The 26044-nt window shown below is 64.6% G+C and carries 26 protein-coding genes; 14 read left to right on the forward strand and 12 right to left on the reverse strand.

Going from position 1 to position 26044, the window contains the following annotated elements; translation table 11 throughout:
* Positions 1–161 precede the first annotated feature (161 nt).
* Positions 162–1130 (forward strand): SRPBCC family protein, encoded by a 969-nt coding sequence (locus tag ACEN9K_RS19300; protein ID WP_018770697.1) that lies wholly within the window; start codon positions 162–164, stop codon positions 1128–1130.
* A gap of 70 nt (positions 1131–1200) precedes the next feature.
* Here the strand turns inward: ACEN9K_RS19300 and ACEN9K_RS19305 are convergent, their stop codons facing one another.
* The 3 genes from ACEN9K_RS19305 to ACEN9K_RS19315 are packed head-to-tail and all read right to left on the reverse strand — an operon-like array spanning position 1201 to position 4318.
* On the reverse strand, positions 1201–2439 hold the full coding sequence (locus ACEN9K_RS19305) for a metal-dependent hydrolase family protein (protein ID WP_018770698.1): 1239 nt from the start codon (positions 2437–2439) through the stop codon (positions 1201–1203).
* On the reverse strand, positions 2436–2927 hold the full coding sequence (locus ACEN9K_RS19310) for a GAF domain-containing protein (protein ID WP_495634881.1): 492 nt from the start codon (positions 2925–2927) through the stop codon (positions 2436–2438). The genes ACEN9K_RS19305 and ACEN9K_RS19310 overlap by 4 nt, the downstream gene beginning before the upstream one ends.
* Positions 2924–4318 carry an MFS transporter gene (locus ACEN9K_RS19315; RefSeq protein ID WP_026265988.1) on the reverse strand — a complete coding sequence of 465 codons (1395 nt, stop codon included), beginning with the start codon at positions 4316–4318 and terminating at the stop codon, positions 2924–2926. Before ACEN9K_RS19315 ends, ACEN9K_RS19310 begins: the two co-directional genes overlap by 4 nt.
* A 101-nt stretch (positions 4319–4419) precedes the next feature.
* Here ACEN9K_RS19315 and ACEN9K_RS19320 point away from each other — a divergent pair, with 101 nt between their 5' ends.
* From ACEN9K_RS19320 to ACEN9K_RS19330, 3 genes are all read left to right on the forward strand, one after another.
* Positions 4420–5298 carry a MurR/RpiR family transcriptional regulator gene (locus ACEN9K_RS19320; RefSeq protein ID WP_026265989.1) on the forward strand — a complete coding sequence of 293 codons (879 nt, stop codon included), beginning with the start codon at positions 4420–4422 and terminating at the stop codon, positions 5296–5298.
* Between the two features lie 523 nt (positions 5299–5821).
* On the forward strand, positions 5822–6643 hold the full coding sequence (locus ACEN9K_RS19325; RefSeq protein ID WP_224084126.1) for a hypothetical protein: 822 nt from the start codon (positions 5822–5824) through the stop codon (positions 6641–6643).
* A gap of 59 nt (positions 6644–6702) precedes the next feature.
* Complete coding sequence (locus ACEN9K_RS19330; protein ID WP_134165512.1) at positions 6703–7242, forward strand: hypothetical protein; 540 nt, start codon at positions 6703–6705, stop codon at positions 7240–7242.
* A 388-nt stretch (positions 7243–7630) separates the two neighbouring features.
* Here the strand turns inward: ACEN9K_RS19330 and ACEN9K_RS19335 are convergent, their stop codons facing one another.
* Together ACEN9K_RS19335 and ACEN9K_RS19340 are read right to left on the reverse strand one after the other, a co-directional pair.
* Positions 7631–9631 carry a rhamnogalacturonan lyase gene (locus ACEN9K_RS19335; RefSeq protein WP_495635727.1) on the reverse strand — a complete coding sequence of 667 codons (2001 nt, stop codon included), beginning with the start codon at positions 9629–9631 and terminating at the stop codon, positions 7631–7633.
* A 244-nt stretch (positions 9632–9875) separates the two neighbouring features.
* A complete protein-coding gene (locus ACEN9K_RS19340) occupies positions 9876–10349 on the reverse strand; it encodes an Lrp/AsnC family transcriptional regulator (protein ID WP_018770706.1) in 474 nt (157 codons plus the stop codon).
* A gap of 92 nt (positions 10350–10441) precedes the next feature.
* Here ACEN9K_RS19340 and hisC point away from each other — a divergent pair, with 92 nt between their 5' ends.
* The 3 genes from hisC to ACEN9K_RS19355 all read left to right on the forward strand — a co-directional run bounded on the left by hisC (position 10442) and on the right by ACEN9K_RS19355 (position 12955).
* Positions 10442–11560, forward strand: a complete 1119-nt coding sequence (gene hisC, locus ACEN9K_RS19345; protein WP_495634882.1) for a histidinol-phosphate transaminase — start codon at positions 10442–10444, stop codon at positions 11558–11560.
* 50 nt (positions 11561–11610) lie between these two features.
* A complete protein-coding gene (locus ACEN9K_RS19350; RefSeq protein WP_495635728.1) occupies positions 11611–12243 on the forward strand; it encodes a YitT family protein in 633 nt (210 codons plus the stop codon).
* 70 nt (positions 12244–12313) lie between these two features.
* On the forward strand, positions 12314–12955 hold the full coding sequence (locus ACEN9K_RS19355; RefSeq protein WP_495634883.1) for an NADPH-dependent F420 reductase: 642 nt from the start codon (positions 12314–12316) through the stop codon (positions 12953–12955).
* Positions 12956–13008: 53 nt separating this feature from the next.
* Here the strand turns inward: ACEN9K_RS19355 and ACEN9K_RS19360 are convergent, their stop codons facing one another.
* Positions 13009–13926, reverse strand: coding sequence for an SMP-30/gluconolactonase/LRE family protein (locus tag ACEN9K_RS19360; RefSeq protein ID WP_488315553.1), 918 nt, complete (start codon positions 13924–13926; stop codon positions 13009–13011).
* Positions 13927–14082: 156 nt separating this feature from the next.
* Between ACEN9K_RS19360 and ACEN9K_RS19365 the strand changes: the two genes are divergently transcribed.
* Complete coding sequence (locus ACEN9K_RS19365; protein WP_018770711.1) at positions 14083–14433, forward strand: hypothetical protein; 351 nt, start codon at positions 14083–14085, stop codon at positions 14431–14433.
* Between the two features lie 80 nt (positions 14434–14513).
* On the opposite strand, the gene ACEN9K_RS19370 is transcribed toward ACEN9K_RS19365, so the two are convergent.
* Together ACEN9K_RS19370 and ACEN9K_RS19375 are read right to left on the reverse strand one after the other, a co-directional pair.
* Complete coding sequence (locus ACEN9K_RS19370) at positions 14514–15446, reverse strand: threonine/serine dehydratase (protein WP_495634884.1); 933 nt, start codon at positions 15444–15446, stop codon at positions 14514–14516.
* Between the two features lie 2 nt (positions 15447–15448).
* Positions 15449–15724: a hypothetical protein gene (locus tag ACEN9K_RS19375; protein WP_495634885.1), complete on the reverse strand. Its 276-nt coding sequence runs from the start codon at positions 15722–15724 to the stop codon at positions 15449–15451.
* A 116-nt stretch (positions 15725–15840) separates the two neighbouring features.
* Here ACEN9K_RS19375 and ACEN9K_RS19380 point away from each other — a divergent pair, with 116 nt between their 5' ends.
* The 3 genes from ACEN9K_RS19380 (at position 15841) to ACEN9K_RS19390 (ending at position 19567) form a co-directional block, all read left to right on the forward strand.
* Positions 15841–17223, forward strand: coding sequence for an SLC13 family permease (locus tag ACEN9K_RS19380; RefSeq protein WP_495634886.1), 1383 nt, complete (start codon positions 15841–15843; stop codon positions 17221–17223).
* 163 nt (positions 17224–17386) lie between these two features.
* The gene (locus tag ACEN9K_RS19385; RefSeq protein WP_056391648.1) at positions 17387–17971 is read left to right on the forward strand and encodes a dTMP kinase; all 585 of its coding nucleotides are present in this window, start codon (positions 17387–17389) and stop codon (positions 17969–17971) included.
* 108 nt (positions 17972–18079) lie between these two features.
* Complete coding sequence (locus ACEN9K_RS19390) at positions 18080–19567, forward strand: C4-dicarboxylate transporter DctA (protein WP_018770716.1); 1488 nt, start codon at positions 18080–18082, stop codon at positions 19565–19567.
* A gap of 84 nt (positions 19568–19651) precedes the next feature.
* Here the strand turns inward: ACEN9K_RS19390 and ACEN9K_RS19395 are convergent, their stop codons facing one another.
* Entirely contained in the window at positions 19652–20530 is an 879-nt protein-coding gene (locus ACEN9K_RS19395) for a hypothetical protein (protein WP_495634887.1), read from the reverse strand.
* A 127-nt stretch (positions 20531–20657) separates the two neighbouring features.
* The gene (locus ACEN9K_RS19400) at positions 20658–21539 is read right to left on the reverse strand and encodes an IclR family transcriptional regulator (RefSeq protein WP_082581751.1); all 882 of its coding nucleotides are present in this window, start codon (positions 21537–21539) and stop codon (positions 20658–20660) included.
* A 59-nt stretch (positions 21540–21598) separates the two neighbouring features.
* Here ACEN9K_RS19400 and ACEN9K_RS19405 point away from each other — a divergent pair, with 59 nt between their 5' ends.
* Both ACEN9K_RS19405 and ACEN9K_RS19410 read left to right on the forward strand, forming a co-directional pair.
* Positions 21599–22993 (forward strand): MFS transporter, encoded by a 1395-nt coding sequence (locus tag ACEN9K_RS19405; protein ID WP_235509804.1) that lies wholly within the window; start codon positions 21599–21601, stop codon positions 22991–22993.
* Between the two features lie 111 nt (positions 22994–23104).
* Complete coding sequence (locus tag ACEN9K_RS19410; protein WP_018770720.1) at positions 23105–23857, forward strand: GntR family transcriptional regulator; 753 nt, start codon at positions 23105–23107, stop codon at positions 23855–23857.
* Between the two features lie 10 nt (positions 23858–23867).
* On the opposite strand, the gene ACEN9K_RS19415 is transcribed toward ACEN9K_RS19410, so the two are convergent.
* Positions 23868–24326: a PTS sugar transporter subunit IIA gene (locus tag ACEN9K_RS19415; protein ID WP_495634888.1), complete on the reverse strand. Its 459-nt coding sequence runs from the start codon at positions 24324–24326 to the stop codon at positions 23868–23870.
* The gene (locus ACEN9K_RS19420) at positions 24326–24556 is read right to left on the reverse strand and encodes a PTS sugar transporter subunit IIB (protein WP_018770722.1); all 231 of its coding nucleotides are present in this window, start codon (positions 24554–24556) and stop codon (positions 24326–24328) included. The genes ACEN9K_RS19415 and ACEN9K_RS19420 overlap by 1 nt, the downstream gene beginning before the upstream one ends.
* A gap of 231 nt (positions 24557–24787) precedes the next feature.
* Here ACEN9K_RS19420 and ACEN9K_RS19425 point away from each other — a divergent pair, with 231 nt between their 5' ends.
* Positions 24788–26038: a PTS transporter subunit EIIC gene (locus tag ACEN9K_RS19425; protein ID WP_018770723.1), complete on the forward strand. Its 1251-nt coding sequence runs from the start codon at positions 24788–24790 to the stop codon at positions 26036–26038.
* Positions 26039–26044 lie beyond the last annotated feature (6 nt).

Consider the following 26044-nt stretch of genomic DNA (forward strand, 5'->3'; position numbering starts at 1 on the left):
AAAACCGCGACGGCGGCACCTGGCCGGGTGGCGCCGTCGTCCGTTTTCCCCCATGACCAAGTTGGACTCTGGAAACATCCAAGATCAAAAGGTATGTTAGTAAGCATGCTGATGATTCTTCCCGAGTCATTGGTTTCCGGTAGCAAAGCGAAGGAGACGTTATGAGCACGAAGGTGGAAAAACGCATTCTGGTGAACGTACCGGTGAGCACCGCTTATAACCAGTGGACCCAGTTCGAGGAATTCCCGCACTTCATGGGCGGCGTCAAGAGCGTGACCCAGCTCAGTGACGACCGGCTGGAATGGGTGGCCGAGATCGGCGGCGTCCGCAGGCAATGGGAAGCCAAGATTTTGGAGCAGGTCCCGGACCGCAAAGTTGCGTGGGCCGCGACCGAAGGTGCCACGAACGCCGGCGCTGTGGAGTTCGAGGACGTGGGAGGCGGCCAGACCTCCATCCGGCTGAGCCTCGAATACGAGCCCGAAGGCCTGATCGAGAAGGTGGGCGACAAGCTCAACGTCGTGGACCGGCAGGCGGAATCGGACCTGCAGAAGTTCAAGGAATTTATTGAGGACGAAGGCTACGCCAGCGGCGCCTGGCGCGGATCTGTCAATGCCGGCTCAGCTGTGGGCACGCCCGGTGTTGAACATGCAGGGGGCTCCCGCGGCGATTCCGGCAAGGCCGGCGTCTCCGGCAAGGTTGCGGCCGGCGTCGGCATCGCAGCGGCTGCGGGCGCAGCAGCGGCCATGGCTGCCAGCGGCAACAAGGAAGACACCGAAACGCGTGACGTGACGGTTACGCAGACCACTCCCGCGGTCCCGGCAGAACCGGTTGTGCCCGCGGAGCCCCTCACCACCGGCGCCACCACCGGCAGCGCCTACCCGGGCACGGGGACAACTGATACCACAACCCCAGGCACGACGTCGGGGGCCGGCTCCACCGGCTCGGTCGCCGACCTGGGCGATGACAGGATCGGCCACGCTTTTGACCAGACCAACGGCCTCGTGGACACCACCGGCGAGTCCGATGACACGGTTGCCGGCGAAAACCTGAGCGCCGGCGAACGGCGCGAGGACGACAGCAACGCCGACGGCGGCCTTCCGCCTGTGGGTGGCAACCTCGGCGGCCACTGACCCGTCCCAACCCAAGAACCAGCGCCGCCCGCCTTTCCCCCAAAGGCGGGCGGCGCTTTGCCGTCACTGCTTAGTTTGCGGCCCCCGGGATGACGGCGCCGTCCTGGATGACGAACTCAAGATGGTCGGCCATGTCGGCAAGCACAGCAATGTCCTGTACCGGATCAGCCGTCAGGACGAGCATGTCGGCGTCCGCTCCGGGCGCGATAATTCCAATTTCACCGGGCCTTCCCAGTAACTCGGCGGCCGTGGTGGTCGCGGCACGGATAGCGTCGATGGCCGGCTGGACCTTTCCCAGCAGCCTGAACTGTTCGTTCTGGTGACGATGCATGCCGCCCAGCAGGTCTGAACCGTAGACCAGCTTCACGCCTGCTTCGTGGGCCTGGGCAATGGCTTCAAGTCCACTGTTTAGGACAGAATCCACTTTGGCCCACATCTCCTCCGTCAGCCCGGACTCCCGGCCTTCTTCCTTCAGGGCCCAATATGTCACCAGGGTGGGCACCAGGAAGGCGTCCTTTTCCAGGAAGAGACGAAGGCTCTCGTCATCAAGAAGGTTGCCGTGTTCGATCGACCTGACTCCTGCCTCCAGGGCCCGGTTGATGGCGCGGGCAGTGTAGGCGTGCGCGGCGACGTACCGGTTGGCCGCCTCCGCTTCCTCCACGGCGGCCCGCATTTCATCGCGCGAGTACTGGGTGGAGTCGATGCGATCGGTGGGGGACGATACCCCTCCTGAGGCCATGATTTTGATGTGGTGGGCTCCCTTGCGGAGCTCGTCACGGGCCGCGGCGCGCACGGCGTCCACACCATCGGCAACCCGGCCGATCCCGCAGCAGCCTTTGCGGTTGGGCTCATGGTCCTCGCCGGGAAGGCGCATATCGCCGTGGCCACCCGTCTGGCTGAGGGCCCGCCCGCAGAAGTGAAGCTTGGGACCCTCAAGAAGCCCTTCGGCCTGCGCCTTCGCCAGGCCGAAATCTGCACCTGAAAGGTCACGGACGGTGGTGAAGCCCCGCCGCAGCATACCCTGCATGATTCGGGCGGTCTGCGCATACACATAGGAGGGCGGAGTCCAGGTCAGCGAACGGAAGTCCGCGCTCGAGGCCACGACGTGCACGTGGGCGTCAATGAGGCCCGGGATGACATATTTGCCCGTTCCGTCGATGATCTGCGCTTCTTCCGGAGCATCCGCACCCTTCTCTACGCTCCTGATTTTTCCGCCTGCTGTGACTACGTCGGCGACCGAGAAGGTGCCGCCGTGAACGTCCAGGACACTGGCGTTCCTAATGACAAGTGGTTGGGTGGATTGAGTCACGGGCGGACTGCTTCCTTTCCGGTAAAGACGGTTTGGTCTGAATTGATAAAGGCCGATGCGATCTCTTCGGTCGCAGCGGACACAACTGCTGATGCGGTGCTGAGGCTCCGATCGGTGTACTTTCCTTCGGCATCAAGCAGTGCCAACACACCCACCACCGCACCGCCGGAGACCACGGGAATATTGATGACCGCACCGCATCCGAGGGACTGAATCAGGGCAACATCAGTAAACACTTCGGCCAGCGACTCCAGATCGGGTGCCAGGAATGGCTGCTGCTTAGATATGACGGTTTCCAGCCAGCCTGCAGAGATTTCCACGGACTTTTCAGCACCCAGCGGGTACTCCTCTGGATGGCTGGTGAACACACGCCGCAATACGGAGTCTGCCTGCAGCCAACGGAGTGCGGTGAACAGGATGACTCCAGGATCCTGGCGCAATTCTCCGTAGACGGCCTGGAGTGCTGCGTCGACTTTCGATCCGTTCATTTGCCGCCTCCCACTGCGGCCGGGCGCTCCGGTTCAGTGCGGGCGTTGATATCTTCCAAGGACTTGCCCGCTGTCGACGTTCCAAAGATGACCACACCCAGAACGCCGACTGCCAGGACCACCGTGGTCATGGTGAAGACACCGCCGAAGCCCAGGGTTGCGGCGAACACACCGATGATGGACGGGGCCAGGATGCTTCCCACCCTGCCAACGGCACTTGCCAGCCCTACGCCGGTAGCCCGCATCCACGTGGGGAAAAGTTCCGGCGTGTATGCGTAAACGCCGGCGTAGGTGCCGTTGAGGAAGAAGGAAAGCGTTGCTGCCGCCACCAGGATCATCCCGGCATCGCTGGATTGGCTGAGCCAGAACGCGCTGAGGGCCGAGCCCGCCAGGTACAGGGCGATGGTGTTCTTGCGGTCGATGCGGTCGCAGAGCCAGGCGGCGGAGAAGTAGCCGGGGATTTGGGCCAGGTAAATGATGATGGAGTATTCGAAGCTCTTGGTGACCGTGATTCCGCGCCCCACAAGAAGGGTGGGGATCCAGGAGAAGAATCCGTAGTAGGAGAAGGTGATGACGAACCAAATCAGCCAGATCACGGCGGTCCTGCGACGGAGGGCAGGCGACCACATGACCTTCAGGGCGTTCCAAATGCTGATTTTTTGCCCATGCTTGGCAATATCCTCGACGCCTTCCTCCGCTGCCGGCAACTCCTTGCCTGTTGCGCGGAGGACCTTCTGCTCGAAGCCTTCAACCACGCGTTGGGCTTCCGCCGCACGGCCTTGACTCATGAGGAAGCGGGGTGATTCAGGCAGGCTGCGGCGCCACCAGAGGAGCAGCAGGATGGGAACTGCCGTGATGACCTGCGCCCACCGCCATCCGTCGTCGCCCACGGGGACGACGAACCGTCCGATGAATGCGGCGGCAACGAAGCCGAAGGAGAAGAACCCGGCCAGCGTCCCGATGAACCAGCCACGCCGCTTGGGCGGGATGAACTCTGAGAGGAACGGGGCGATGATGACGCTTTCCGCTCCAGCGCCGAGCCCTGCAAGGACACGTGCAACGAGGAAGACTTCAAAATTGGGCGCCATGGCAGCAACCACGGACATGGCGCAGTAGAAGGCAAGGGCCCACAGCATGACCTTCTTGCGCCCGAACCGGTCCCCCATCCAGCCGGAAAGAATAGCGCCAAAGAAGAAGCCCAGCGGCGCAGCGGAGCCAACCAGGCCCAGGGACGCCGTGCTGAGGCCCCAGAGTTCCTGGATGCGGGGCAGCAGGAAAGCCACGACCGCGCCGTCCATGCCGTCAAAGGAGTATCCAAGCCCTCCGATAAGGAGAAGCTTGTAGTGTGGACGACTGAGTGGGAGCCGGTCCAGGCGAGCTGTTAGAGACATGGGAATCCTGCCGAAGTGGGCCAAGTTGTACAGTTTTTAGAATTTGCACAGATCCGTGCATGTAGATTGAAGTTACGTGGATCACTTGCGGAGGTCAATAGGTGAAACAAGAAGTTAACAGCGCCACCTTGACCGAATGGCTCGACGGCCAGGCCCAGGGACGCAAGCTTGCAGCCCGGCAGCTGCAGGTACTGGGTGTCCTTCGATCCCAGCCCCGGCTGGCCTCCTACGGTTCAGTCAGCGACATAGCGGCCGCGGCATCGTCGAACGCGTCGACCGTGACCCGCACCGCCCAAACGCTTGGTTTCAAGGGGTGGGCTGAGTTTCAATTCGAGCTCCGCTCCCGGTTCCTCGCATCGCTGAGCGCAGTCGAAATCGCCGCCGAACACAACGGCCACGTCAGCAGCCCGGCGCAGGCCTCGCTGACCACCGATCGGTCCAACCTGGCGCACCTGGAGCGGACCGTGGATCCGGGCGTGGTCCATGCGGTTGCCGAGGCCATCGCAGGTGCGCGGCAAACCCTCATTATTGCTGCCGGCAGTTATGCCATTCCGGGTAAGGCGCTGGAACACAACGCCATCATTGCCGGGTACGACGTCAGGCTGTTCGACGCCGACGTGGCGGCACTGACCAATGCTGTGGCTCGCCTGACGCCGGACGATCTGGTCATTGCCATCAGCCTTTGGCGCGTCTATGACAGCACCGTCCGGGCCGTGGACATCGCACACAGTCTCGGCACCAGGATCGTTACCATCACGGACACCGCCAGCTCACCGGTTGCGGAACATGCAACGGACCGGATTGTGGTGCCTGCCGAAAGTGCGGGCTTCTTCCCCTCCCTGACGGGCGCAGTGGCGGCGGTGCAGGCTGTGGCTGTTGAGCTCGCTTCCTTGGATCGCGATCGGTCGACGCGGAGTATCGCGGCTTCGGAACGCACCTGGGACCAGATGCGGATCATGCACCCGCGGCCCAGTTCATAAGCTGCCCAATGATAGGACCGGCAGAGGTAGTCGTTCAGGTGGGTGGCCGGTGTATCGGTACTGATGTGCGCGCGGCTTCATCGGAACAACTCACGGTGATGTTCAGCGGTTCACGTCTTCTCTTTTCAGCGGGTCCTTAGCCTCTTTCGACCCGCCCTTCACACCCATAGCATCAGCGCATTAGAACAGCCGGATGCTTGGCAGCTTTTTGGAGGTGGAGGGGAAAGCAATGAGCGCTGACCGGAAACTTTCCCCGTGGAAAGGTCTTGCGCTTGTCGCGGCACAGGCCCTTCTCCTCGGAGGGTGCGCGCAAGGCGGTGCGCCTCCGTCACCAACAGCGTCGCCCTCATCCGAACCAATGCAGTCCCCCTTGTCCGGACCAACGCGGTCAGCTTCAGCCAAGTCGGGAAGTCCGGCCTGTGACCTGATCACACCCGAGATCGCCGTAAAGATCGATCCTGGTTTGGCCCAAATGGGCCCAGGGGGCAAACCGGCGGGGAGCCAGGGGTATGTGTGCAGTTACATGAGCAAGGCGGAGAAGGTCCTTGCGCTCACCGTTTCACTGACCTCACCCGCGTCGGCGGCGGAGATCGCCGAAACGAAAAAGACACCGGACTGCTCGGTCATTGAGGGCATCGGTGATTTCGCATGCATGCAGTGGTCGGGCTGGTTCCGCGGCGAGTCCGGCGGGGCGTCGGCAAACACGGTGCTCAAGGCTGTCCGCGGCAACGAGTCGCTCGACCTGCGGATCGTGGCCATGCCGCCAATGTCACCGGACACCCCGGGACCGGACGGCGACGCCGCGGCGCGCGCACTTGCCCAGGCCCTTGTCGAGGGCGGGTGGGGCAACGGGGCTGAACTCCGTGTACCGCCCGCCCCGCCCGTCGGTCCCCAGACTGAGACGAACAATCCCGTATGTGCCTTGGTAAGCGTAGACGCGCTCAAGCAGGCCTTTGGCACCACAACGCAGGCGCAGGTTCTCCCGGGTGAGGGTAACTGTCGGTACCAATTTGGTGCTCTGGGTACGCCCGGGGCGGACTCGCTCAAATTCGCCATCGAGCTCCATCAAGGCGGTGCGTCCGCGCTCTCGGGGCCTATGCCGCCTGATGGCCAAAGCATCGAAGGCGTTGGAGACAAAGCAATCCTGCTAATCCGATCAGACCCGGGCGGACCCAAGGCTCTCCGGCCGCCAAGTGATGTACCGGTTACCTACATGTCACTGATGGTGGCCCGCGGCCAGAACATGGCCATATTCGTCGCAGAGATCCTGATCTCACCAGCTGGACCCACCGAAGAGCAGGTTAAGGAACAGTTCGTCACCTTGGTCAAGGGGATCGACTTCTGAGACAGCCCCTGCCCGCCCCAACAAGCTCTGGGACGGAAACCAACAGGAGGAGGACCCCGATGCATCCAGAAGCCAGCAGCAAAGTGCTGGAGCCTTACGGCGGAAGGGCCGAAGACACAGCCATGGTCCGCAAGTCCTATGCCTTGATCACCCAACCACCGGCGTCTGGATCGACTCCGCCGATCCTCGGTCCGACCGAGCCAGGTGAATGCAACGTCTTCCACAGGTCGTGGCAGCACGAGGCGCAATTGGATCCCTCCATGGGCTTCGCGCTGGCCGAGATCTTCAACGCCGGCAATCGAGGCATGGGCATGGTTCTCTTTGATGTGCGGAGCGCGCCTCGGGAGACGCTCGCCAAAGCGGACTTTGACTACAGCCCGGAGCTGATGGCTCGCTGCGCCATGTTTGACCAGACACTTTCCTCAGCCAATGGACCCCAGAGGTTCACCATTCAACTTCTCCCTGGTCCGGACATTGGTGAGAAGGCGTACCTGACCAAGGAATCCTTCGACGGCAACGCTGTTGGGGTCGGGGCTCCGCGTCCTTGCCGGAACGGTGTCTCTGGACATGGGTGCCAACACAGGTGCGGCGATAACTGAGGAAGAGGCACTGACCCTGATGTCGCAGATAGCGCAGGAGTTTGTCGACGAGATGAAGAATCCTCACTAGCGTGAAGCATTCCGGCGGCTATTGGTGCCCCGCCGTGGCCGCCTTGCCGCGAGCCGGGAACAACTGCGCCCCCCGCCGCCAGACGGGCAGACGCTTAAGCACGCGCCGCGTTCCAGCGCACTGCGTCGGAACGGGGGCCCGTCGTCGTCCCACAGCACCCCTCCGCACCTATGGCAGCGCCAAATCTTTGGGCTCTGGCCTCCCGATCGACGACATGAAAAAGGCGCGCCCCGAGTAGCTGAGCGCGCCCTTCCCGATCCTCCATATAGCCCTTAATCAGGCTGCATCTGCATGATGACTTCGCCGGAGTCCGGCGGCTTACCTGGCCTTGCCTGCGTAGAAGACAGCCGGTGAGGCCGGCGTCTGCATGCCCTCACCGATGAAGAAGCTGGGGTGCGGAGGCTGGTTGTAGCCGACCGTCTCGCGGGCCACGCCGGTCCGGTACATGGGGTCGTGCATCAGGGTGCGGAGCCGGACCTCGGTGGGCGAGGTGGTGGTGTAGATCCGCAGCTCGGTGCTGTCGGCGGAGGGGAACACCAGTTCCTCGCGCCAGTCACCCAGCAAGTCGGCCTGCAGTGACGGGTTGCCCTTGGTGCCGTTGTTGGTCCTAGCGCCGGTGGCTGTCAGGAGCCGGTCGCTGGTTTCGGTTTCCCAGTTCCACTTGGAGATGGTGGGTACGCCCACGCCTGCCTCGGCATTGAAGTCGTGGTCAACGATTTCCCGCAGCAGGTCGCCGTCCCACCAGGCCATGAAGTTGGCCGCCGGGATCTTGTCCGAAACCCGCTCGCCCTTGGCCGACATCAGGAACCCCGCCGGTGAGTTCCAGGCAGCGTCACCGCCCACGGCCCAGCTTTCCGAGCCTGGGAACCGGGGGTCGATGTCGCCGGTGGCGCCTCGGCCGGTGTCCTTGACAGCGGGAATGCTCCAGAGCACTTCACCGGTGGCGGAGTCGCGGAAGGTGGCACCGCGATTGCCGCTCGCGGACATGCTCTCGTGTACGGCGAACGTCTCAAAGCCCGGCCGCGAGGGGTCAAGGTCGCCGGTGTGGATGGCGTCGCCGTGGCCCAGCTTGGTGTTGTACAGCGGCGTGCCGTCGTCGTCGATCGTCATGGAGCCGAAGACGAACTCATCCTTGCCATCCTGGTCCACGTCCGCCACAGACAGGTTGTGATTGCCCTGGCCCTTGTATTCGGCCCCGGCCACGTCGGAATCGAACTTCCACCGCTTGACCAGTTTGCCGTTGACCAGGTCGTAGGTGACCAGGACCGTGCGGGTGTAGTAGCCGCGGCTGAACATCATGGACGGGTGCTCACCATCGAGGTACGCCACTCCGGCAAGGAAACGGTCCACGCGGTTGCCGTAACCATCACCCCAGGCGGCTACGCTCCCGCGCGGCGGATCATAGGGAATCGTGTCCATAATGGTGCCGCTGGCACCGTTGAACACAGTGAGGAATTCCGGCCCTGACAGGACGTAGCCGGCGCTGTTGCGGTAGTCAGCCGCAGCATCGCCAATGACGGTCCCTGCCGCATCAGTGGTGCCGTCCGCAGTTTTGAAGGCCACTTCGCCTGTGCCGTCGCCGTCGAAGTCGTAGGCCAGCATCTGGGTGTAATGGGCGCCGGCACGGATGTTGCGGCCAAGGTCGATTCGCCAAAGCTTGGTGCCGTCCATCTTGTAGGCGTCCACGTACACATTGCCGGTGTAGCCGGACTTGGAGTTGTCCTGGGCGTTGGACGGGTTCCAGAGCTGGATGATTTCGTAGGCGCCATCGCCGTCCAGGTCCGCCACACTCGAATCGTTGGCCGTATAGGTGTATGGCTTGCCGTCCTTGCTGACGCCGTCGGCGGGCTTGTCCAGTTTGATGGGCAGGTAGTTCTGCGCCAGCGGACTGAATTCGGCACTGAGCTTGTCCTGCCCGTTGCCGTTCCCGACCGTCTTGATGACGTACTTCGAGGCCGCCGTTCCCGCAGGATCCACATAGGTGGTGGTGCTGCGGATGGGCTCGTCGGTGATCTGGACGCCGTCACGGATGACGTGGAAGCCCACGCTGTCCTTGTCCAGGCCGAGCATCCGCCAACCCAGGGTGACGCCCCGGTCCGTGAGCACAGCCACGGGGGCACGGTCCAGGGTTTCCACCTGGCGTGTGGGCCCGGACGGTGCCGGGGCGGCGGGGCTGGCCTGGGCGGCCGGCCCGGCCTGGCCGGGATCAGCAGCAGCAAGCGGGACGCCAGTGAAAGCCAGTGCTGCGGCGAGCGTTGCCGCCGCTGCGGCCGGCGCGGCCTTCCAGGCCCTGCCCGCTGGGGATTGCGGGGAACACATTGAGGGTTGTGCCAAAAGAACATCTCCTTTGATGCGGCGGCAGCTGAGTCTGCCGCACGTCAGTTTGGAACGTTTCATTCGCTGCAAAGATCTCCCTCCCGAGTGATGTGGAGGAGGGATGGAAGCCGCGGGGAAACGCTTTCTGCCCTTTAGGTTTATCAGCGCATGACAAATATGGTCAATAGTGTGACGGAAGTAATTGGGAGATTTTGTTCCATTGCGTTTGTTTCCCACCTCGTTGGATTCACTGCTTCCCCGTCGCCGCCTGCAGCAGCGGCAGGGTGCGGGTGGGCATGACTTCCACCAGGGACATGGCCGTGCTGGTGCGGACGACGCCGTCAATCGCCAGCATCGCGTTGGTGATCCTGTGCAGGTCGGCGGGGTCCCTTGCGGCCACCTTGGCGAGCAGGTCCGCGTCCCCGGTGGTGGCATGCATCTCGATGATTTCCGGAATGGTCTGCAGCGCTGCCACGGCAATGTCGCTGGCGGACTGGCTGATGGAGATCGAGATGAAGGCAATCAGCGGCAGGCCCAGCGCTTCCGTTCGCACCCGCTGGCTGAAGGGCGCCAGGCTGCCGTCGTTGACCAGCCGGCGGAGCCGGGCGTGCACCGTATTGCGGGCAACGCCCAGCGTCCTGGAGAGGGACAGGACCGTGGCCTGCGGATCCCGGTCAAGTGTGAGGAGGATCTCAGCGTCAAGGGCATCAATGCGGTGCATACTGAGCATTTTGCCACCCCTGCAGTCCCTGCGCACCGGATCTGTCCTCCTGCACACAGTTGTGTTGCGCAAACGTCCTGCGCTCCGGGAGCATGCTCTCCATGACCAGCACCCTTCCCGAAACCCAGGCACCCGAGGTCCGTACCGCCGTCGCCCAACTTCCCGCCTACTTGGCCGGCAAGAGCGCGCAGTCTGACCTGACCGCCGCCCTGGCCTCGAATGAAAGCCACTTTGCTCCCCTGCCGTCCGTCATTGAGGCAATGTCGGCCGAGGCGGGCAGGATCCACCGTTACCCAAGCATGGGTGCGGTGGAGGCGCGGGACGCCATTGCCAGGCAGTTCGGCGTCAGCGCCGGGGAAGTCGCCGCCGGACCGGGGAGCTCCGGCGTCCTGCAGCAGATCATTTCCGCAGTCTGCGGCCACGGCGACGAGGTGGTGTACGCGTGGCGCTCCTTCGAGGCCTACCCCATCCTGGTGGCAGTGGCGGGCGCCGTTTCGGTCCCCGTGCCGCTGCTGGCCACCGAGCAGCACGATCTCCACTCCATGGCCGCGGCGATCACGGACCGCACTCGCCTGGTCATCCTGTGCTCACCCAACAACCCCACGGGTGTGTCCATCAGCCCCGCGGACCTTGAGGAGTTCCTCCGCTCCGTTCCGCCGCGGGTGCTGGTGGTACTGGACGAGGCCTACGTCGAATTCCAGCGTGGACCAGGCGTCGACTCGCTCGATTTCTACCGCCGCTACCCCAACCTGTGCATTCTGCGCACCTTCTCCAAGGCATACGGGCTGGCGGGCCTGCGGATCGGGTACGCCATTGCCCGGCCGGAAATTGCTGAGGGCCTCCGCCGGACGGCCGTCCCCTTCGGCGTGAACAGGATGGCGCAGGCGGCCGCGGTTGCTTCGCTGGCCGCCGGGGACGAAATTCTTGAGCGGACCGAGGCGGTGGCCCGGGAACGCACCCGGGTCATCGGCGCGCTACGGGACTATGGCTGGGATGTGCCGGACAGCCAGGCCAACTTCTACTGGCTGCGTGCCGACGATGATGTGCGTGTGCAGCTCGTGGACGCGTTGGCCGACGCCGACATCCTGGTGCGCGGCTACGCCGTGGACGGGGTCCGCATCACGCTGGCGGACCGGGCCACCAACGACAGGGTCCTTGCTGTCCTGGCCAACCGCGGGCGGTTCCTGCGTGAGGCGGCCGCGGCCCAGTGAGCACCACAACAGAAAGACCGGCTGCCGCAACCCCTGCCCCAGCCCGGCACATGGAAGGGCCGACGGCGGCACCTTCAGCGCCGCCGTCGGCCGTCCGTCATTCCGTGGTTGAGGACGTCCTGGGCATCCTGACCGGCACCTTCGCGGCGTCGCTGGGGCTGTTCCTGCTCAAGTCGAGCGGGGCCGTGACGGGCGGCACCGCCGGCCTCGCACTGCTGCTCAGCTATTCGGTCGCACTGCCGTTTGGCGTCGTCTTCTTCGCAGTGAACCTGCCGTTCTTCGCCCTGGCAGTGTGGAAGAAGGGCTGGAACTTCGCCCTCCGCACCGGCGCCGCGATCTCCCTGGTGTCCGTGATGGCCAGCCTGCACCCGGCGGCCCTGGGGTCCCTGCACATTGACCCCGTGTATGGCGTGCTGGGCGGAAACCTGCTCGCCGGCGTCGGCCTCCTGATCCTGTTCCGGCACCAGTCAAGCCTGGGCGGCTTCAACATCCTGGCCCTGCTGCTGCAGGAAAAGCTGAAATGGCGCGCAGGGTACGTGCAGATGGTGCTGGACGTGGCCATCGTCCTGGCGGCCCTGGCACTCGTTCCGCCCCTGATGGTGCTGCTGTCCGCGGCCGGCGCCACCCTCCTGAACCTGATCCTCGCCCTGAACCACCGGCCGGGCCGGTACCTGGGAAAGTAGGCGGCTCACCGGCTTTTTATTCCCTGCAGGCCGCTGAAATATCTGCGCGGGGACCTGCGTTGCCGCCCATATGACAACAATCGGAATCATCGGTGCAGGACATATTGGCAGCCAGGTTGCACGGAAGGCCGTGGAGCTGGGCTACGACGTAGTCATCAGCAACTCCCGTGGGCCCGAAACCCTCCAGGAGCTGGTTTCGGAACTTGGCCCCAGGGCGCGGGCCGCCACGCCGGCTGAAGCAGCAGCGGCCGGCGACTTCGCCGTGGTCACGGTGCCGCTGAAGAACTACAAGGACATCCCGGTGGAGCCGCTGGCCGGCAAGATTGTGATCGATACCAACAACTACTACTGGGAGCGGGACGGCAGGATCCCCGCCCTGGACAACGGCGAAGCCACCACCTCCGGTCTGCTGCAGGAGCACCTCCCGCAGTCAAAGGTGGCCAAGGGCTTCAACCACATCATGGCAAAGGACATCACCACGGACGGAACTCCGGACGGCACGGAAAACCGGCGCGCCCTGGCCACCGCCAGCGACCACCAGGAAGCCGCGGACCTGGTGACCCGGCTGTACGACGAATTCGGTTTCGACACGGTTAACGTGGGGCCGCTGTCCGAGAGCTGGCGCGTGGAGCGGGACCGTCCTGCCTACGTGAAGAGGCAGAACGCCGTTGAGCTGAAGGACAACCTGGAAAAGGCTGCGCGGACTGTCTGATTCGTCCCGTCCGACAACTGGCTGGCAGTGCCTACTGCCAGCCAGTTCTGTGTTTAACGGTTCCAGGCCGGTACCAGCACCACTTCGAACGGGCTGGGCGGCTGGTTGAACTGGGCGTTGACCGCGGCGAGCGTATTCCCGAACAAGGCGACCGTTGTAGGCACATTGAAGTCGCTGCTCTTGATCGTGTCCCGTACCTCGCCGGAAGCCAGGTCGCCGGAGAGGTCGATGCGCGCTATCTGGTTCAGCTGGTTCTGGACGGCCCAAAGGTTGTCGCCGCGCACCAGGATGCCGTCAACATAAGGAACCTTGACGCCCTTGATCGCAGCGCTATCCCCGGTCCTGGGGTCCACCGTGTAGAGGGCTCCGTTGAGGGAGTGGGCCACGATGAGCATTTTGCCGTCCCGCACGGCCGCAATGCCGTTGAGGTTGAACCCCTGTTTGACGTCCGCCGCCGGGCCACTGAGCTTGAGGGTCTTCACTTTGCCCAGTTCCCCGTCCCCGCCGACCGGCAGGAAGTAGAGCTCCGCGGCGGCTGAGTTGGTGAACCAGGCCCCGTCACTGGTGAGGGTGACGTCGTTGATGAATCCCTGGGCCAGGCGGATATCGGCAACCGGCTTGCCCGTGTCGGTGTTGTAGACGAATGCCTTGCCGGTGTTGGCGCCCGCCACAAACAGCAGGTGGTGGCAGGGATCGGCCTTCATCCCGGCGGCGGCGCGGCCTGCCGGTGCATCGATGAAGCGGGTTGCCGTGCCCTTGCGGATGTCGCCGCGGAAAATATCGCCCGTGGTGAGTTCCCCTGCATAGAAAGTCCTGCCCTCCCCTGCCGCGATGCCTTCGGCGGAGGTGGCGCCGTCGAGCACTATCTCCCCGGACGGTGGAGCAGCCGACGCCGGAAGGGCAGTGGGAAGAAGCAATGAAAAAGAGGCCACGAGCCCTGCGGCGGCACCGTGGCGTACTGGATGGCGCATGCTTGTTCCTTAGTCTGGGTCGATGCGCGCGGGGCCCATCTGCGGAAGCTCCGCACGATTGGTGCTGCCAGTTTAAGCGCATGTATTGGGCTTGCGAAGGCATCGGCCTACCCAATCTGCTTACAATCGAAACCTCTGACCACTACTGAGGGACCCATGAAGAAATTCGCCACAGCCCTGTTTGCCGCCGGCCTCGTTGCCTCCGCCACGGCCTGCTCCGCCACGCACCAACTGTCCACCGCTGAAACCTGCGAGCGGATCCAGGCCGTTGTGTCGAACCCCGCCAACAACGCCGGCAAGACGGGGATGAACAACCTCGCCAACCAGATCCGACCCATCCACGCCGTTGCTTCGGACGACCTCAAGCCCGCCCTGGCCTCGATCTTGGCGTACACGGACGAGCAGGCCAAGGAAAACCCGGACAAGGACAAGCTGGCCGATCTGCAGTCGGGCTACCAGGAAGCCGGCAGCACCTACAGCAAGTTCTGCGGCCAGGCCGGCGGCTAGACAATCTTCTGAAGGGACCGGCCGCCTGCGGGACAGGCGGCCGGTCCTTTCTCTGTCTCCGGCCTATCTCTGTCTCCGGCCTAGAACGTGGCCGGATCCGTGTTGGCGCCGCAAAGGATGACGGCAACGCGTTCGTCCTTTCCGGGCACGTAGGCGCCGGAGGCGAGCGCGGCGTAGGCGGCTGCGGCACCGTGCTCCACCACGATCCGGTAGTCGTTCCACAGCGCGGAGCGGGCGGCGATGATCTGTTCATCGGAGACCAGGACGCTCCCGACGCCGCAGCGGACCGCGACGGAGAAGCCGATGTCACCAACGCTACGGGCACCCAGGGAGTCCGCGGCGACGCCCGATACCGGGACGTCCACCGGTTCCCCTGCCGCCAGGGCGGCGTGGAGGGTGGGCGCAGTTTCCGGTTCCACAGCCACCACTTTGGCAAAGCCTTCGACGGCGGCGGCTACTCCCGCCATCAGGCCGCCACCGCCCACGGCCACCAGGACGGTGTCCACGTCCGGCACCTGTTCCAGCAATTCGGAGCCCACCGTCCCGGCGCCGGCGGCAATTTCCGGCTGGTCGTAGGCATGGCAGTAGATGGCGCCGGTCTTCTCTGCGTGCGCAATGGCGGCCTGGTAGGCGGCCGCGTATTCTGAACCGCCCTGGACCACGGTGGCACCGATGGCCCTGAGCTTGCCGACTTTGACGGCCGGTGCCGCTTCAGGAACGAAGACCGTTGCAGGCACCCCGAGCTGGGCCGCCGCATAGGCGTTGGCCAGGCCCGCGTTCCCGCCGGATGCAACAACCACCCCCACGTCCGCCTGCAGTTCACCCCGTTCCTTGCTGGCCAGGATCCGGTTCAGCGCGCCCCGAGCCTTGAACGTGCCCGTGTGCTGCATGAATTCGCATTTGAACCAGACCGGGCCGGCGGCGGTGCCCGCATCCGCCTGCAGGACGGGCGTCCTGCGGACAAGGCCCGCTGTCCGCTGCGCGGCCTGGTCAATGTCAGCGCGGGTGATCATTGTCAGACTTCGTCATCCCAGGCGCCCGGCTCCGCCAGCGCCTCTTCGGGCTTCTGTTCCGGGTCGGCCTCTTCGCCGCCCACATACGATGCCGGGACCGTTCCGGCAGCATGGCCCTGCTGTTCCTCGCGGATGTTGGATGCTCCCGGCTGTTCCAGGTGCTGGCCGGACTGCGGGGCCTTGGTGACGTCGTCCTTGGTTTCGTCCTTGGGCCCGTCCGGGTCGCCCGGCCCGCGGAGGTCTGCCGTGTTCTGGGGATCGTCGCTGGAAACGGTCATGGTCCTGCCTTTCACCTGGGAACTGCTGTACCGGCCGGGGAACCCCCGACCGGCTTCCAGCCTACGGTCTGGAGGTAGTCGCCGGCCCGTTCCCGCGCGATTTCCAGCAGTGTTGAGTGGAAGGCAACCTCCGCCGTCGTATCCTGCTGTGGGTGGTGGCCGGCCTGGCCATCCTGGGTGTGATTGCCCTCGTTGCCGGCGGCATGTTCAACCAGGCGGCCGCCACGGACCCGGAGCCGACCATGACCGCTGTCCAGATCATCCCGCTGGTGATCCTCGTGGTGATGTTCGTCGTCGCCACCAAATGGCCGCTGAACATCGGGGTGATGGGACTCGTCGCGTCATTCGGCGTCGGCTATTTCATGCTCGGGATGTCTGACAAGCAGATCCTCGAGGAGTTCCCGGCCACCATCGTCCTCACCATCATCGGCGTCACCTACTTCTTCAGCATGGCCCAGCGCAACGGCACCGTCGAGATCATCGTCAAGGGATGTGTGCGGATTGTCCGCGGCAAGACGATGCTGCTGCCGTGGGTGTTCTTCCTGGTCGCCGCCGCGCTGACCTCGCTCGGAACGTTCTCCCCGGCCGCCATCGCGCTGCTGGCACCGGCCGCGATCGGGTTCGCTTACGAATCGCGCATCCACCCCGTGGTCATGGGCGCCTTCATCATCAACGGCGCACACGCCGGCGGATTCTCCCCGCTGTCCGTGGCCGGCGTGCTGGTCCACAACATCGCACTGAAGAACGACTTCCCGATTTCCCAGGGCGGCCTGTTCATTGCCAGCTTCGCCCTGAACCTCATCCTCTCGGTGCTGACCATCGTCCTGTTCGCCCTGATCGGCAAACTGCGCGACGGTGCCAGCGGGCTGCACGTGGACATCGACACTTCCTCCGCCGGACGCCCGCACGGCCAGCAGATCCTGACGCTGGCGCTGATCGCGGCAATGCTGGTGTGCACCCTCGGCTTCCACATGCCCATCGGCTTCGTGGCCCTCTCCGCCGGCCTCCTGCTCGCGTTCATCAACATCAAGGAACACAAGACCTTCATCGGCGGCATCTCCTGGTCCACCGTCCTGCTCGTGGCAGGCATGATCACGTACGTATCCCTGCTGGAGCACGTGGGCGTCATCGACACGCTTGCCGAGCACGCCCTGGCCCTGGGGGCTCCGCTGCTGATCGCCCTGGTCCTCTGCTACGTGATCGGTGTCGGCTCGGCCTTCGCGTCCTCCACCGCCCTGCTGACCGCTTTCATCCCGCTGGCCGGCCCACTCCTGGCCACCAGCTCGCTCAGCGCCTCCGGAACCGTGGCCGCGCTGGCCATCGCAGCCACCGTCGTCGACGTATCCCCCTTCTCCACGGACGGAGCACTCGTAGTGGCCAACGCCCGCGACGACGACCGGCAGCGCGTCTACAAGCAGCTGATGTTCTACGCAGGCGGCGTGGTGCTGGTGGCACCGGTACTGGCGTGGGCCCTGCTGGTACCCACCGGCATCATGTAGGTCCTTTTCCACCATCAGGCGGCCCGTCAGCATCTAGCGGCCCGCTTTGCTGTTCACTTCCTTGACCTGCCGCCCCGGACTCTGTCCCCCAGCTGTGAATTGCAGCTCACCCGGGACGTTGCGCCCTCCCCCGGCGTTGAACAAGGCGGCGGGAGGAGGCCGGATGATCATTGTGCTGACGGGTATCGACGGATCAGGGAAGTCGACGGCGGCCCGCGCCTTGGCGTCGTCGGTGCGGGCGGAGGGCGGCCGTGCGCTGCTCCTGAGCAACCACGCGGGCCGGCGGGTCATGTCCCTGCTGTCCGCCAGGCTGGGAGTGCGCCTGCCCGCCAAACTGGCCGACGCCGTCGAAACCGCCCTCCGGGTGGGCAACGTACTGGTATCGCACCTGCGCGCCAGCCGGTTCGACGGCCTGGTAATCATGGACCGGCACCTCCACTGCCAGCTGGCACTGCGGACCGCCAACGGATTGCCACGCGGCCGGTTCCTTCCGTGGCTGCTGGCCCGCCTGCCGGAACCGGACGCCATCTTCCATCTGGACATCGACCCCGTCGAGGCGCACCACCGCATCATTGTCCGGGGCACTGACTCAGAGAGCCTTGATGACCTCGCCGCATTCCAGTCGGGATACCGGGACCTGCCGGAGTACGCGCGCTTCGTGAAGCTGGACGCCTCCGTCCCCGCACAGCAGTTGATGGCCGAGTTGCGCTCACGACTCGACGGGGTCGCAGTCACAAACACTATTTAACATTCCACATAGCGGAATTTGGTTTTCCTCTTGCGGAATTAGTGTGACGAGGATTACGTTGGAAACGGCCCCGAAAACGGGCTGTTCCCGATTGATAGGCAAAGGTCAATGAAGATCCCAAACCCTGAGGCACTGAAGGCGAGTTCGGTGCCCGCGAAGAGGAAGCCGCTGTACAAGTCGCTCTTCTTCCAGATTCTGATCGCCGTCGTGGCAGGTGTCCTCATCGGGCATTTCTGGCCGGACCTTGGATCACAACTGAGGCCGCTCGGAGATGGCTTCATCAAACTCATCAAAATGATCATCGCGCCGCTGATCTTCCTGGTGATCGTTACCGGAATTTCAGCCGTAGGCGACGTCAAGGCGGTCGGAAGGGTTGGGGTAAAGGCCCTGCTCTACTTCACGGGAGCAACCCTGTTCGCCCTGGTCTTCGGACTCATTGTGGGAAACATCGTCCAGCCCGGAGCCGGCCTGAACATCGACCCGTCGACGCTCTCCCAGGCAGACCTGGACGCAAAGACCGGGTCCGCGGCACCCAAGGATGCAGCGTCCTTCATTCTGGACATCATCCCGGCCAGCGTCATCGGCGCATTTGCCAGCAACAGCCTCCTGCAAGTGCTCTTCTTCTCAGTGTTTTTTGGTGCTGCCATCGTAGTGATCGGGCGCGAAAAGTGCCTGCCGGTCATCAACGTCATGGAAACCATCCTGGAACTGATCTTCAAGATCATGGCATGGATCATGAAGGTCGCCCCGCTGGGCGCCTTCGGCGCCATGGCATTCATCATCGGCCAGTACGGGCTGGATACCCTGAGCACCTACGCGGTCCTGATCGCAGCCTGCTACGGCGCCGCTTTGGTCTTCATCGGCCTGCTGTTCGTCGTGGCCTGGGGGTTTGCCCGGGTGCCGCTCTGGCAGTTCCTGAAGTACACGCGGGAGGAGTTCCTCCTGGCCCTGGGCACCGCATCAACCGAAGCGGTGATGCCCAGGATCATGACCAAACTGACCAACGCGGGCTGCTCCCGTGCCACCACCGGCCTTGTGGTGCCCACCGGTTACTCCTTCAACCTCGATGGGGCCGCGATCTACCTTTCGATCTCCCTGCTGTTCCTGGCCCAGGCCTTCGGCCACCACCTTGACCTTGGCCAACAGCTGGCCGCCCTTGGCGTACTGCTGCTGACGTCCAAGGGCATGGCGGGAGTTCCCGGCTCCTCGTTCCTCGCACTTTCCGCCACTGCTGCAGCACTGGGTATCTTCCCGGTGGCCGGCGTGGCACTGCTCCTTGGCGCAGACCGGCTCATGGACTCAATGCGCGTCGTAGTCAACCTGCTGGGCAACTGTGTTGCCACCTTCGTTGTCTCGAAGTGGGAAGGCCAGTTTGACCGCAGCGTCATGCTGCGCGCCTTCAAGGGTGAGATCACCAACCACGACTCTGCGATCCTGCTGGGCAAGGAAGAGGATTTTGAGGGGCAGGAGCTGCAGCGGCTTACAGCGGGACAGGACCCATCACCGAAGTTCCGGGGCGCACCAACACGGGAGGTCGTCTCCGAGTTGCCGGAAAACACAAGCGCCAGCGTCGGCTTGAGCGGCAAAGCCAAGTAGGGCGCCGGGCAACGAGAGAACGGGGCGGGCCAGGACAGTAATTGTCCTGGCCCGCCCCGTTTCAATATTGCGGAGTTGGTGCCGCTACCGCGACGCCGTCGGGGAGGCCGACGACGAGGAACCGCTGCCCGAGGTCATCGTCGCCGACGAGGTGGACGAGGCAGTGGACGACGCCGAGCTGCCCGGCGATGACGTGCCGGAAGAACCGGACGAGCTGGTGGAGGTGGGGCTGGACGTTGCGCCGCCTTCGGCCTTCTTCAACACGTCGTTAATGAGCTCCTCAAGCTCCTTCTGGTCCTTGTCGCCCAGATCGGTGCCGCCCTTGGTGGCAACCACCAACAGGCGCCCCTGGGCAGCGGAAACCTGCATCAGCTTCTGCTGGTTGTCGCCGCTGCGGGTGCTGACGGTTGCGAAGGTCTCATCAGCGTCAGTGTCCGCCTTCAGCTCCTGGCTGGAAACGTCGTACTTCTGGCCAAGGGCGGAGACCGAGAATTTGGCGCACTGGTTCATCTTGCCGCTGATGTCACTCAGTGTCTTGACGGCGTCGGGGCCCTGGCTGCCGGACTGTGCTGACAGCGTGCGCGGCTGGTTGCCCTCGGAAAGCGCCACGGCTACGTCGCCGCTTTCCACCTTGTCCAGCAAGCCGGCGGTGGCGATGTCCTTGCAGTCCTTGGGGTCGATGGTTGCCGTGCTCATGAGCAGGTTGGCAATGTTTCCGCCCTGGTCAACCTGCTCCTTGGAGTACAGCTTGAGTTCGTTGCCGTCAGCGTCCTTCATGCCCGAAATGAGGTCGCGGAGCTCGTCCTCCGAGTACACCTTGGCGTTGGCGGTTTGGCTGGCAGAGGCGGATGCCGACGTCGTTGCCGTGCCTGACGGGCTGGCAGTTCCGCCGCCTCCTCCCGAACAGCCGGCCAAGGCCAGCATCGCCGCAGTTACCACTCCAAGCACAGAAACTTTTCGCATCAGGGTTAACCTCCGAAATAGACAGCATGCTTAGTAGTCTCAAGCGTAAAGGGTGAAAGGCGGGACGCAAATAACGGAACGGTCTCAAAACCGGCGGGATTGGCGAGCGCCGGGAGGACGCCAAGTGTCAGGCCGGGGGGTGGCCCGGCTCCTGGAGCTGCGGGTGCCGCCATGCTCCGCTGGCCTTCGCCTGGTGGCCGAGGCTTCGCGAGATGGCCCGCGCGGCGGCCCTGACCAGCGGCACCAGCTCATGCGCCGGCGTCTGGGCATCCGGGACCACAATGGACAATGCAGCCACTACATCGCCGGCAGCCCCATGAATGGGTGCGGCGACGGAGACAGTGCGGGAGGGATGGTCCCGCCGAACCACTGCGACGCCGGATTGCCTTACGTTTGCCAGGACACCGCGAAGCCGGGCCGCCGGGAGACTCCCGGCACCCGAAACACTGCCCGGCACCCCTGGGGGCGCCGGCTGCGAAAGCAGTTCCTGCAGCAGCTCCGGAGCGGCGTGGGCCAGCAGGACCTGCCCGACGGCGGTGGTCCCCAGCGGCATGCGTCCGCCAACCCGGTAAGCCACCTCCGTCGCGGTCCGGGAAGAGAGCCGATCGATCAGGACCGCGTCCGTGCCTTCGCGGACGGCAAGCAGCACGTGATGCCGGGTGACCTCGTACAGATCCTCAAGGTAAGGCAGGGCGATTTGCCGCACCCCGTGGCCCCGCGGCGAGAGCGAGGCAATTTCCCAGAGGCGCACACCCACCACGTAGCGGCCGTCCTCGAGGCGTTCCAGCGCGCCCCACTCCGTCAGGTGCCGCACCAGCCGCAGGGCCGTGGCAGGGGCAAGTCCGGCCTGGCGGGAAAGTTCGGACAGATTCAGGGCACGGCGCTGTTCCGTAAACTGGGCAAGCAGGCTCAGAGCCCGCACCAGTACGGGCGTGCCCGGAAGACCGGTGGCGGCCTCTGTGGGCGCGGCGGCTGCCGCCCTGCCCGCTCCCGCCATCTCTGCCTCCATCCGTTGCGTCCTTCAAGCCTGGGCGGTGTGGGCCCCGCCACAAAGAGGCTTTTCACCCAGTGAAAAGACCGTTCGCAGGGCTGCTGCAGCAAGCCAAGCTGATGGACGTCCCGCAGGCATACAGCCAGCGTCCCTTGACCCGATTGGAATCAATGATGAACTCCAATGCCCCCAGCAAATCCCTGGCCGGTATCTTCGTGCTGTGCTGGCTTGGCCTGCTCGCCGACGGCTACGACCTCTACGTCTACGGCGCCACCCTCCCCGCCCTGATCGGGCAGCCGCCCTTCAATGTCACGCCCGCCGCGGCAGGCGCGGTGGGCTCGTTGGCGCTGGTGGGGATGCTGCTCGGTTCACTCATCGTGGGTACGCTCACGGACCGGCTGGGCCGCCGCCGGATCTTTGTGTCCGCCCTGGCGTTGTTCTCGCTGGCCATGCTCGCCTGCGCCATGGCACCCAGCTGGGAGCTCTTCGCAGCGTTCCGCTTCATCGCCTGCTTCGGCGTGGGCGGCCTGCTGCCGACGGCGGTAGCCCTCACCAATGAATTCGCGCCGCCGGGGAAAAAGTCACTGGTCCTCGGTGCGGTGCTGACCGGGCCGGCAACGGGTACTGTTGCCGCTTCGCTGACGTCCCTCGCTGTCCTGGAGTCCAGTGGTTTCCGCCCGGTGTACGCGATCGGTGCCGCAGGGCTGCTGATCGTTCCCTTCGCCTGGTTCCTGCTGCCGGAGTCACCGTCGTTCCTGCGGACCCGGTCCCGCACCGCAGAGGCCGACAGCATCGAGGCCGCCTACGGGCTGCCCCGCACCACGGATGTCCCGGCCACAGCCGTGCGGGTCTCTCCCACGCGCGCCCTCTTCGCCAACGGCACCGGCAAGACCACAGTCCTGCTGTGGGGCATCACTCTCCTGAGCCTGCTGACCATCTTTGGCGTCAGCACGTGGCTGCCGCAGATCATGCGCACTGCCGGGTTCGGCGTCGGATCCTCTGTGTCATTCCTGCTGGCCTACTCGGTGGGTGCCGTGGTCGGCACCGTCCTGGCATCTGTGGCCAGCCAGAAGTTCGGGCCCGGGCCGCTGGTGGTGGTGGGGTTCGCCAGTGCAGCGGCAGCCCTGCTCCTGATGTCCGCCAACCCGCCGGCCGCGCTCATGACGGTGCTCGCCGCCGTCGCAGGTTTCGGCGGCCTGGGCACGCAGAACATGATCAACGACTACATCGCCCAGTTCTACCCTGCCGCCACCCGCGCCACCGGCCTTGGCTGGGCACTTGCTGTGGGACGCATCGGAGCCATCGCAGGCCCAACCTACGGCGCACTGCTGGTGGGCTTAGGCGGCGGCGTCCCCGTAGCCGCCATTGCCTTCGCGGCGCCCGCCCTGCTGGGTGCGGTGCTCATGCTCGCACTGCGCACCAGGGCAGTGCGGCAGCCTGCCGCGCCCCGCGATGCGGAACTGGTGCGCTAACGCCCGGCCCGGCAACAAAGGTGGCCGGGCGGCCCCCCGCGGCCCGCGCCTGTGGAATAATCCAAGCAGGTGGTCCGGACCGGACTTATCCAGCAGCAGGAGGGGCCTCAATTGTCCGCCACATCAAGGAGCACCGCCGGAGCGGCGGCCACGGCCATCAATAACACCCAGGTCCCCAAGCACGAGCAGCTGCGGTTGATCATACTCAAGCTCGCCAAAGAGGAACTGGAGCCCGGCGCCCGGCTTCCCAGCGAGCGGACGCTCATGGACTCCTACGGTGTCAGCCGCATTACAGTCCGCGCCGCCATCGGCCGCCTGGTCAACGAGGGGCACCTGGTCCGGGTTCCGGCGAAGGGTACCTTCGTGGCGGATTCCCCAGTGCAGTCAACACTCCACCTGGCCTCGTTCACGCAGGAAATGGAGGCGATGGGACACGTGCCCAGTACGGTGGTGCTGGTGGCCGAAGCGGGCGCTGCCCCCGCGGATACGGCAGAGGCGCTCAGCCTGCCGCCGGGCTCCGAGGCCATCCACTTGAAGCGCCTCCGCCTGGCAGACGGCCGGCCGGTCAGCGTGGATGACGCCTGGTACAACCCCGAACATGCCCGCGGCCTTCTGGACATCGACCTGACCGGCTCGGTTTACAAAGCCCTCGCCGCGCAGTTCGGGCACCAGATCGACAGGGCACGGCAGAGCGTGCGGTCCGAGGGCGCCCCCGCGGATGTGGGGGCGCTCCTCGGAACCGGCACGGGGGCGCCGGTTCTGGCCTTCGACCGGGTGTCCTATTCAGGCCCCCTTGCCATCGAACATTCACGTTCGTGGTACCGCTCCGACCGCTACTCGCTGAACATGGAAGTCCGGCTCTAGAAGCCAACCCCTAGTCCAGCGAGAACAGCTCCTGGCCGGCGGTGACCGTGCCGGCTCCAGTAAGCGTTGCCACGTCCGGCTTGGTATCGAGGATGACGACGGGACTCACCATCGAGTAACCTGCCGCAAGGGCGGCGGTGGGATCGACACGCATGACGGCAGCGCCGGCGTCGACAGTGTCGCCTTGGGCAATCAGAAGCTTAAAGCCTTCGCCTTTGAGCTTGACCGTATCGATGCCCACATGGGTGAGGACGCCGCGCCCCGAGGACTCAACCACAACAAAGGCGTGCGGCAGCAGCTTGACCACCTTTCCCGCCACGGGGGACACGACGTCGAACATCTCGCCCGCCGGCGGTTCCACTGCGGCGCCGGAACCCACCATCTGGCCGGCGAACACAGGGTCCGGGACTTCGGCAAGGCGAATTACGGTACCCGCGATGGGTGCCAGCACCACCAGGGACTGACCCACTAGAGGAGGTCCTCGATGTCTTCGGCCAGGTTGTCGGCCTCCGGGCCAACAATGACCTGGACAGCCGTGCCGGAGGTCAGCACGCCGTGGGCTCCGGCGGCCTTCAAGGAGGCCTCGTTCACGAGGGAACCATCTTTAACCTCCGTGCGAAGGCGGGTAATGCAGGCTTCAATCTCCACGATGTTGCCGGCGCCGCCCAGTCCTTCAATGATCTTTTCTGCTTTGGACATGGTTGCCCTTTCTGATGGTGCCCGCTGGGAGCACTGCTTCCTCACCGGGGCCGGCGGCCCAAGTGCGACCAATTATGGCTTCCACCACCGGCCTTTTGAATGGCCCGGCGGGATTTCCCATTGCCTTGACAGGTACTCGTGGGATGAATCACACTGAACTGGTCATAACCAGACAGTACCGGCTGGAACCCCTCCTTTACAAGCCCCACCCGAACCCGCAGAGGTGCAACCATGTCAACATCCGAGACCGCCGCCTTGGCTCCCGAAAAGAAGCCAAACAAGGCGTTTGCCACACTGCAGCGCCTGGGCCGCACCCTGATGCTGCCCATCGCCGTTCTTCCCGCCGCAGGCATCCTGCTGCGCATTGGCCAGGCCGACCTGCTTGGCGCCATTCCTGGATTCGAAGGCGGCGCCGCCGTCATCTCCGCAGCCGGCAATGCGGTCTTCACCTGGCTGCCGCTCATTTTTGCGGTGGGCATTGCCATCGGCTGGGCCAAGAAGGCTGATGGTTCCACTGCTTTGGCCGCCGTCGTTGGCTACATGGTGATCGACGGCGTCTTCAAGGCCATGTCCCCGCTGGTCCTGGCAGGACAGGTTGACCCGGCCGGCAAGCAGGCGATGATCAATTACGGCGTCTTGGCCGGCATTGTGGTGGGCCTGCTTTCCGCATCACTGTGGCAGCGCTTCTACCGCACAAAACTGCCGGACTTCCTTGGATTCTTCAGCGGCCGCCGCCTGGTGCCCATCCTGACCTCCGTTTCCAGCCTGGTAGCCGGCGTCGTCCTTGCCTTGGCCTACCCGCTCTTCAACGCCGGCCTTTCCGCGGTGGGCCAGGCCGTGGCCAGCAATGCTGTTGCCGGCGGCGGGATCTACGGCTTCGCCAACCGCATGTTGATCCCCGCGGGACTGCACCACATCCTGAACTCCGGCGTCTGGTTCCTCATCGGCGACTACACCGACGCCTCGGGCCACCTGGTCCGCGGTGACCTCAACCGCTTCTTCGCCGGAGACCCCAGCGCGGGCATCTTCATGACCGGCTTCTTCCCCATCATGATGTTCGGCCTGCCTGCAGCAGCGCTTGCCATCTGGCGCCACGCCAAGCCCTCGCAGAAGAAGATCGTCGGCGGCATCATGCTCTCCACCGCACTGACCGCCTTCTTCACCGGCATCACCGAACCGCTTGAGTACTCCTTCATGTTCGTGGCCTTCCCGCTCTACATCGTCCACGCCGTCCTGACCGGAACGTCCATGGCCCTGGTCAACGCGCTGGGAATCCATCACGGGTTCACATTCTCTGCAGGCCTGATCGACTTTGTCCTCAACTTCGGCAAATCACAGAACGGCTGGCTGCTCATCCCCATAGGACTTGGCTACGCGGCGATCTACTACTTCCTCTTCTCCTTCGTCATCAAGCGCTGGAATCTGCGCACCCCCGGCCGCGAGGACGACGAAGTCACCGTGGAGACCGACGCCGCCAAGTAGCGCCAC

Source organism: Pseudarthrobacter sp. Pseusp20 (genome assembly GCF_059492155.1).

Coding starts and splice junctions, on each gene's coding strand:
- ACEN9K_RS19300 (WP_018770697.1), top strand. CDS start 162: ATGAGCACGAAGGTGGAAAAACGCATTCTGGTGAACGTACCGGTGAGC.
- ACEN9K_RS19310 (WP_495634881.1), bottom strand. CDS start 2,927: ATGAACGGATCGAAAGTCGACGCAGCACTCCAGGCCGTCTACGGAGAA.
- ACEN9K_RS19315 (WP_026265988.1), bottom strand. CDS start 4,318: ATGTCTCTAACAGCTCGCCTGGACCGGCTCCCACTCAGTCGTCCACAC.
- ACEN9K_RS19325 (WP_224084126.1), top strand. CDS start 5,822: ATGAGCAAGGCGGAGAAGGTCCTTGCGCTCACCGTTTCACTGACCTCA.
- ACEN9K_RS19330 (WP_134165512.1), top strand. CDS start 6,703: ATGCATCCAGAAGCCAGCAGCAAAGTGCTGGAGCCTTACGGCGGAAGG.
- ACEN9K_RS19335 (WP_495635727.1), bottom strand. CDS start 9,631: ATGTGTTCCCCGCAATCCCCAGCGGGCAGGGCCTGGAAGGCCGCGCCG.
- ACEN9K_RS19340 (WP_018770706.1), bottom strand. CDS start 10,349: ATGCACCGCATTGATGCCCTTGACGCTGAGATCCTCCTCACACTTGAC.
- hisC (WP_495634882.1), top strand. CDS start 10,442: ATGCTCTCCATGACCAGCACCCTTCCCGAAACCCAGGCACCCGAGGTC.
- ACEN9K_RS19350 (WP_495635728.1), top strand. CDS start 11,611: ATGGAAGGGCCGACGGCGGCACCTTCAGCGCCGCCGTCGGCCGTCCGT.
- ACEN9K_RS19355 (WP_495634883.1), top strand. CDS start 12,314: ATGACAACAATCGGAATCATCGGTGCAGGACATATTGGCAGCCAGGTT.
- ACEN9K_RS19360 (WP_488315553.1), bottom strand. CDS start 13,926: ATGCGCCATCCAGTACGCCACGGTGCCGCCGCAGGGCTCGTGGCCTCT.
- ACEN9K_RS19365 (WP_018770711.1), top strand. CDS start 14,083: ATGAAGAAATTCGCCACAGCCCTGTTTGCCGCCGGCCTCGTTGCCTCC.
- ACEN9K_RS19370 (WP_495634884.1), bottom strand. CDS start 15,446: ATGATCACCCGCGCTGACATTGACCAGGCCGCGCAGCGGACAGCGGGC.
- ACEN9K_RS19375 (WP_495634885.1), bottom strand. CDS start 15,724: ATGACCGTTTCCAGCGACGATCCCCAGAACACGGCAGACCTCCGCGGG.
- ACEN9K_RS19385 (WP_056391648.1), top strand. CDS start 17,387: ATGATCATTGTGCTGACGGGTATCGACGGATCAGGGAAGTCGACGGCG.
- ACEN9K_RS19390 (WP_018770716.1), top strand. CDS start 18,080: ATGAAGATCCCAAACCCTGAGGCACTGAAGGCGAGTTCGGTGCCCGCG.
- ACEN9K_RS19395 (WP_495634887.1), bottom strand. CDS start 20,530: ATGCGAAAAGTTTCTGTGCTTGGAGTGGTAACTGCGGCGATGCTGGCC.
- ACEN9K_RS19400 (WP_082581751.1), bottom strand. CDS start 21,539: ATGGAGGCAGAGATGGCGGGAGCGGGCAGGGCGGCAGCCGCCGCGCCC.
- ACEN9K_RS19420 (WP_018770722.1), bottom strand. CDS start 24,556: ATGTCCAAAGCAGAAAAGATCATTGAAGGACTGGGCGGCGCCGGCAAC.
- ACEN9K_RS19425 (WP_018770723.1), top strand. CDS start 24,788: ATGTCAACATCCGAGACCGCCGCCTTGGCTCCCGAAAAGAAGCCAAAC.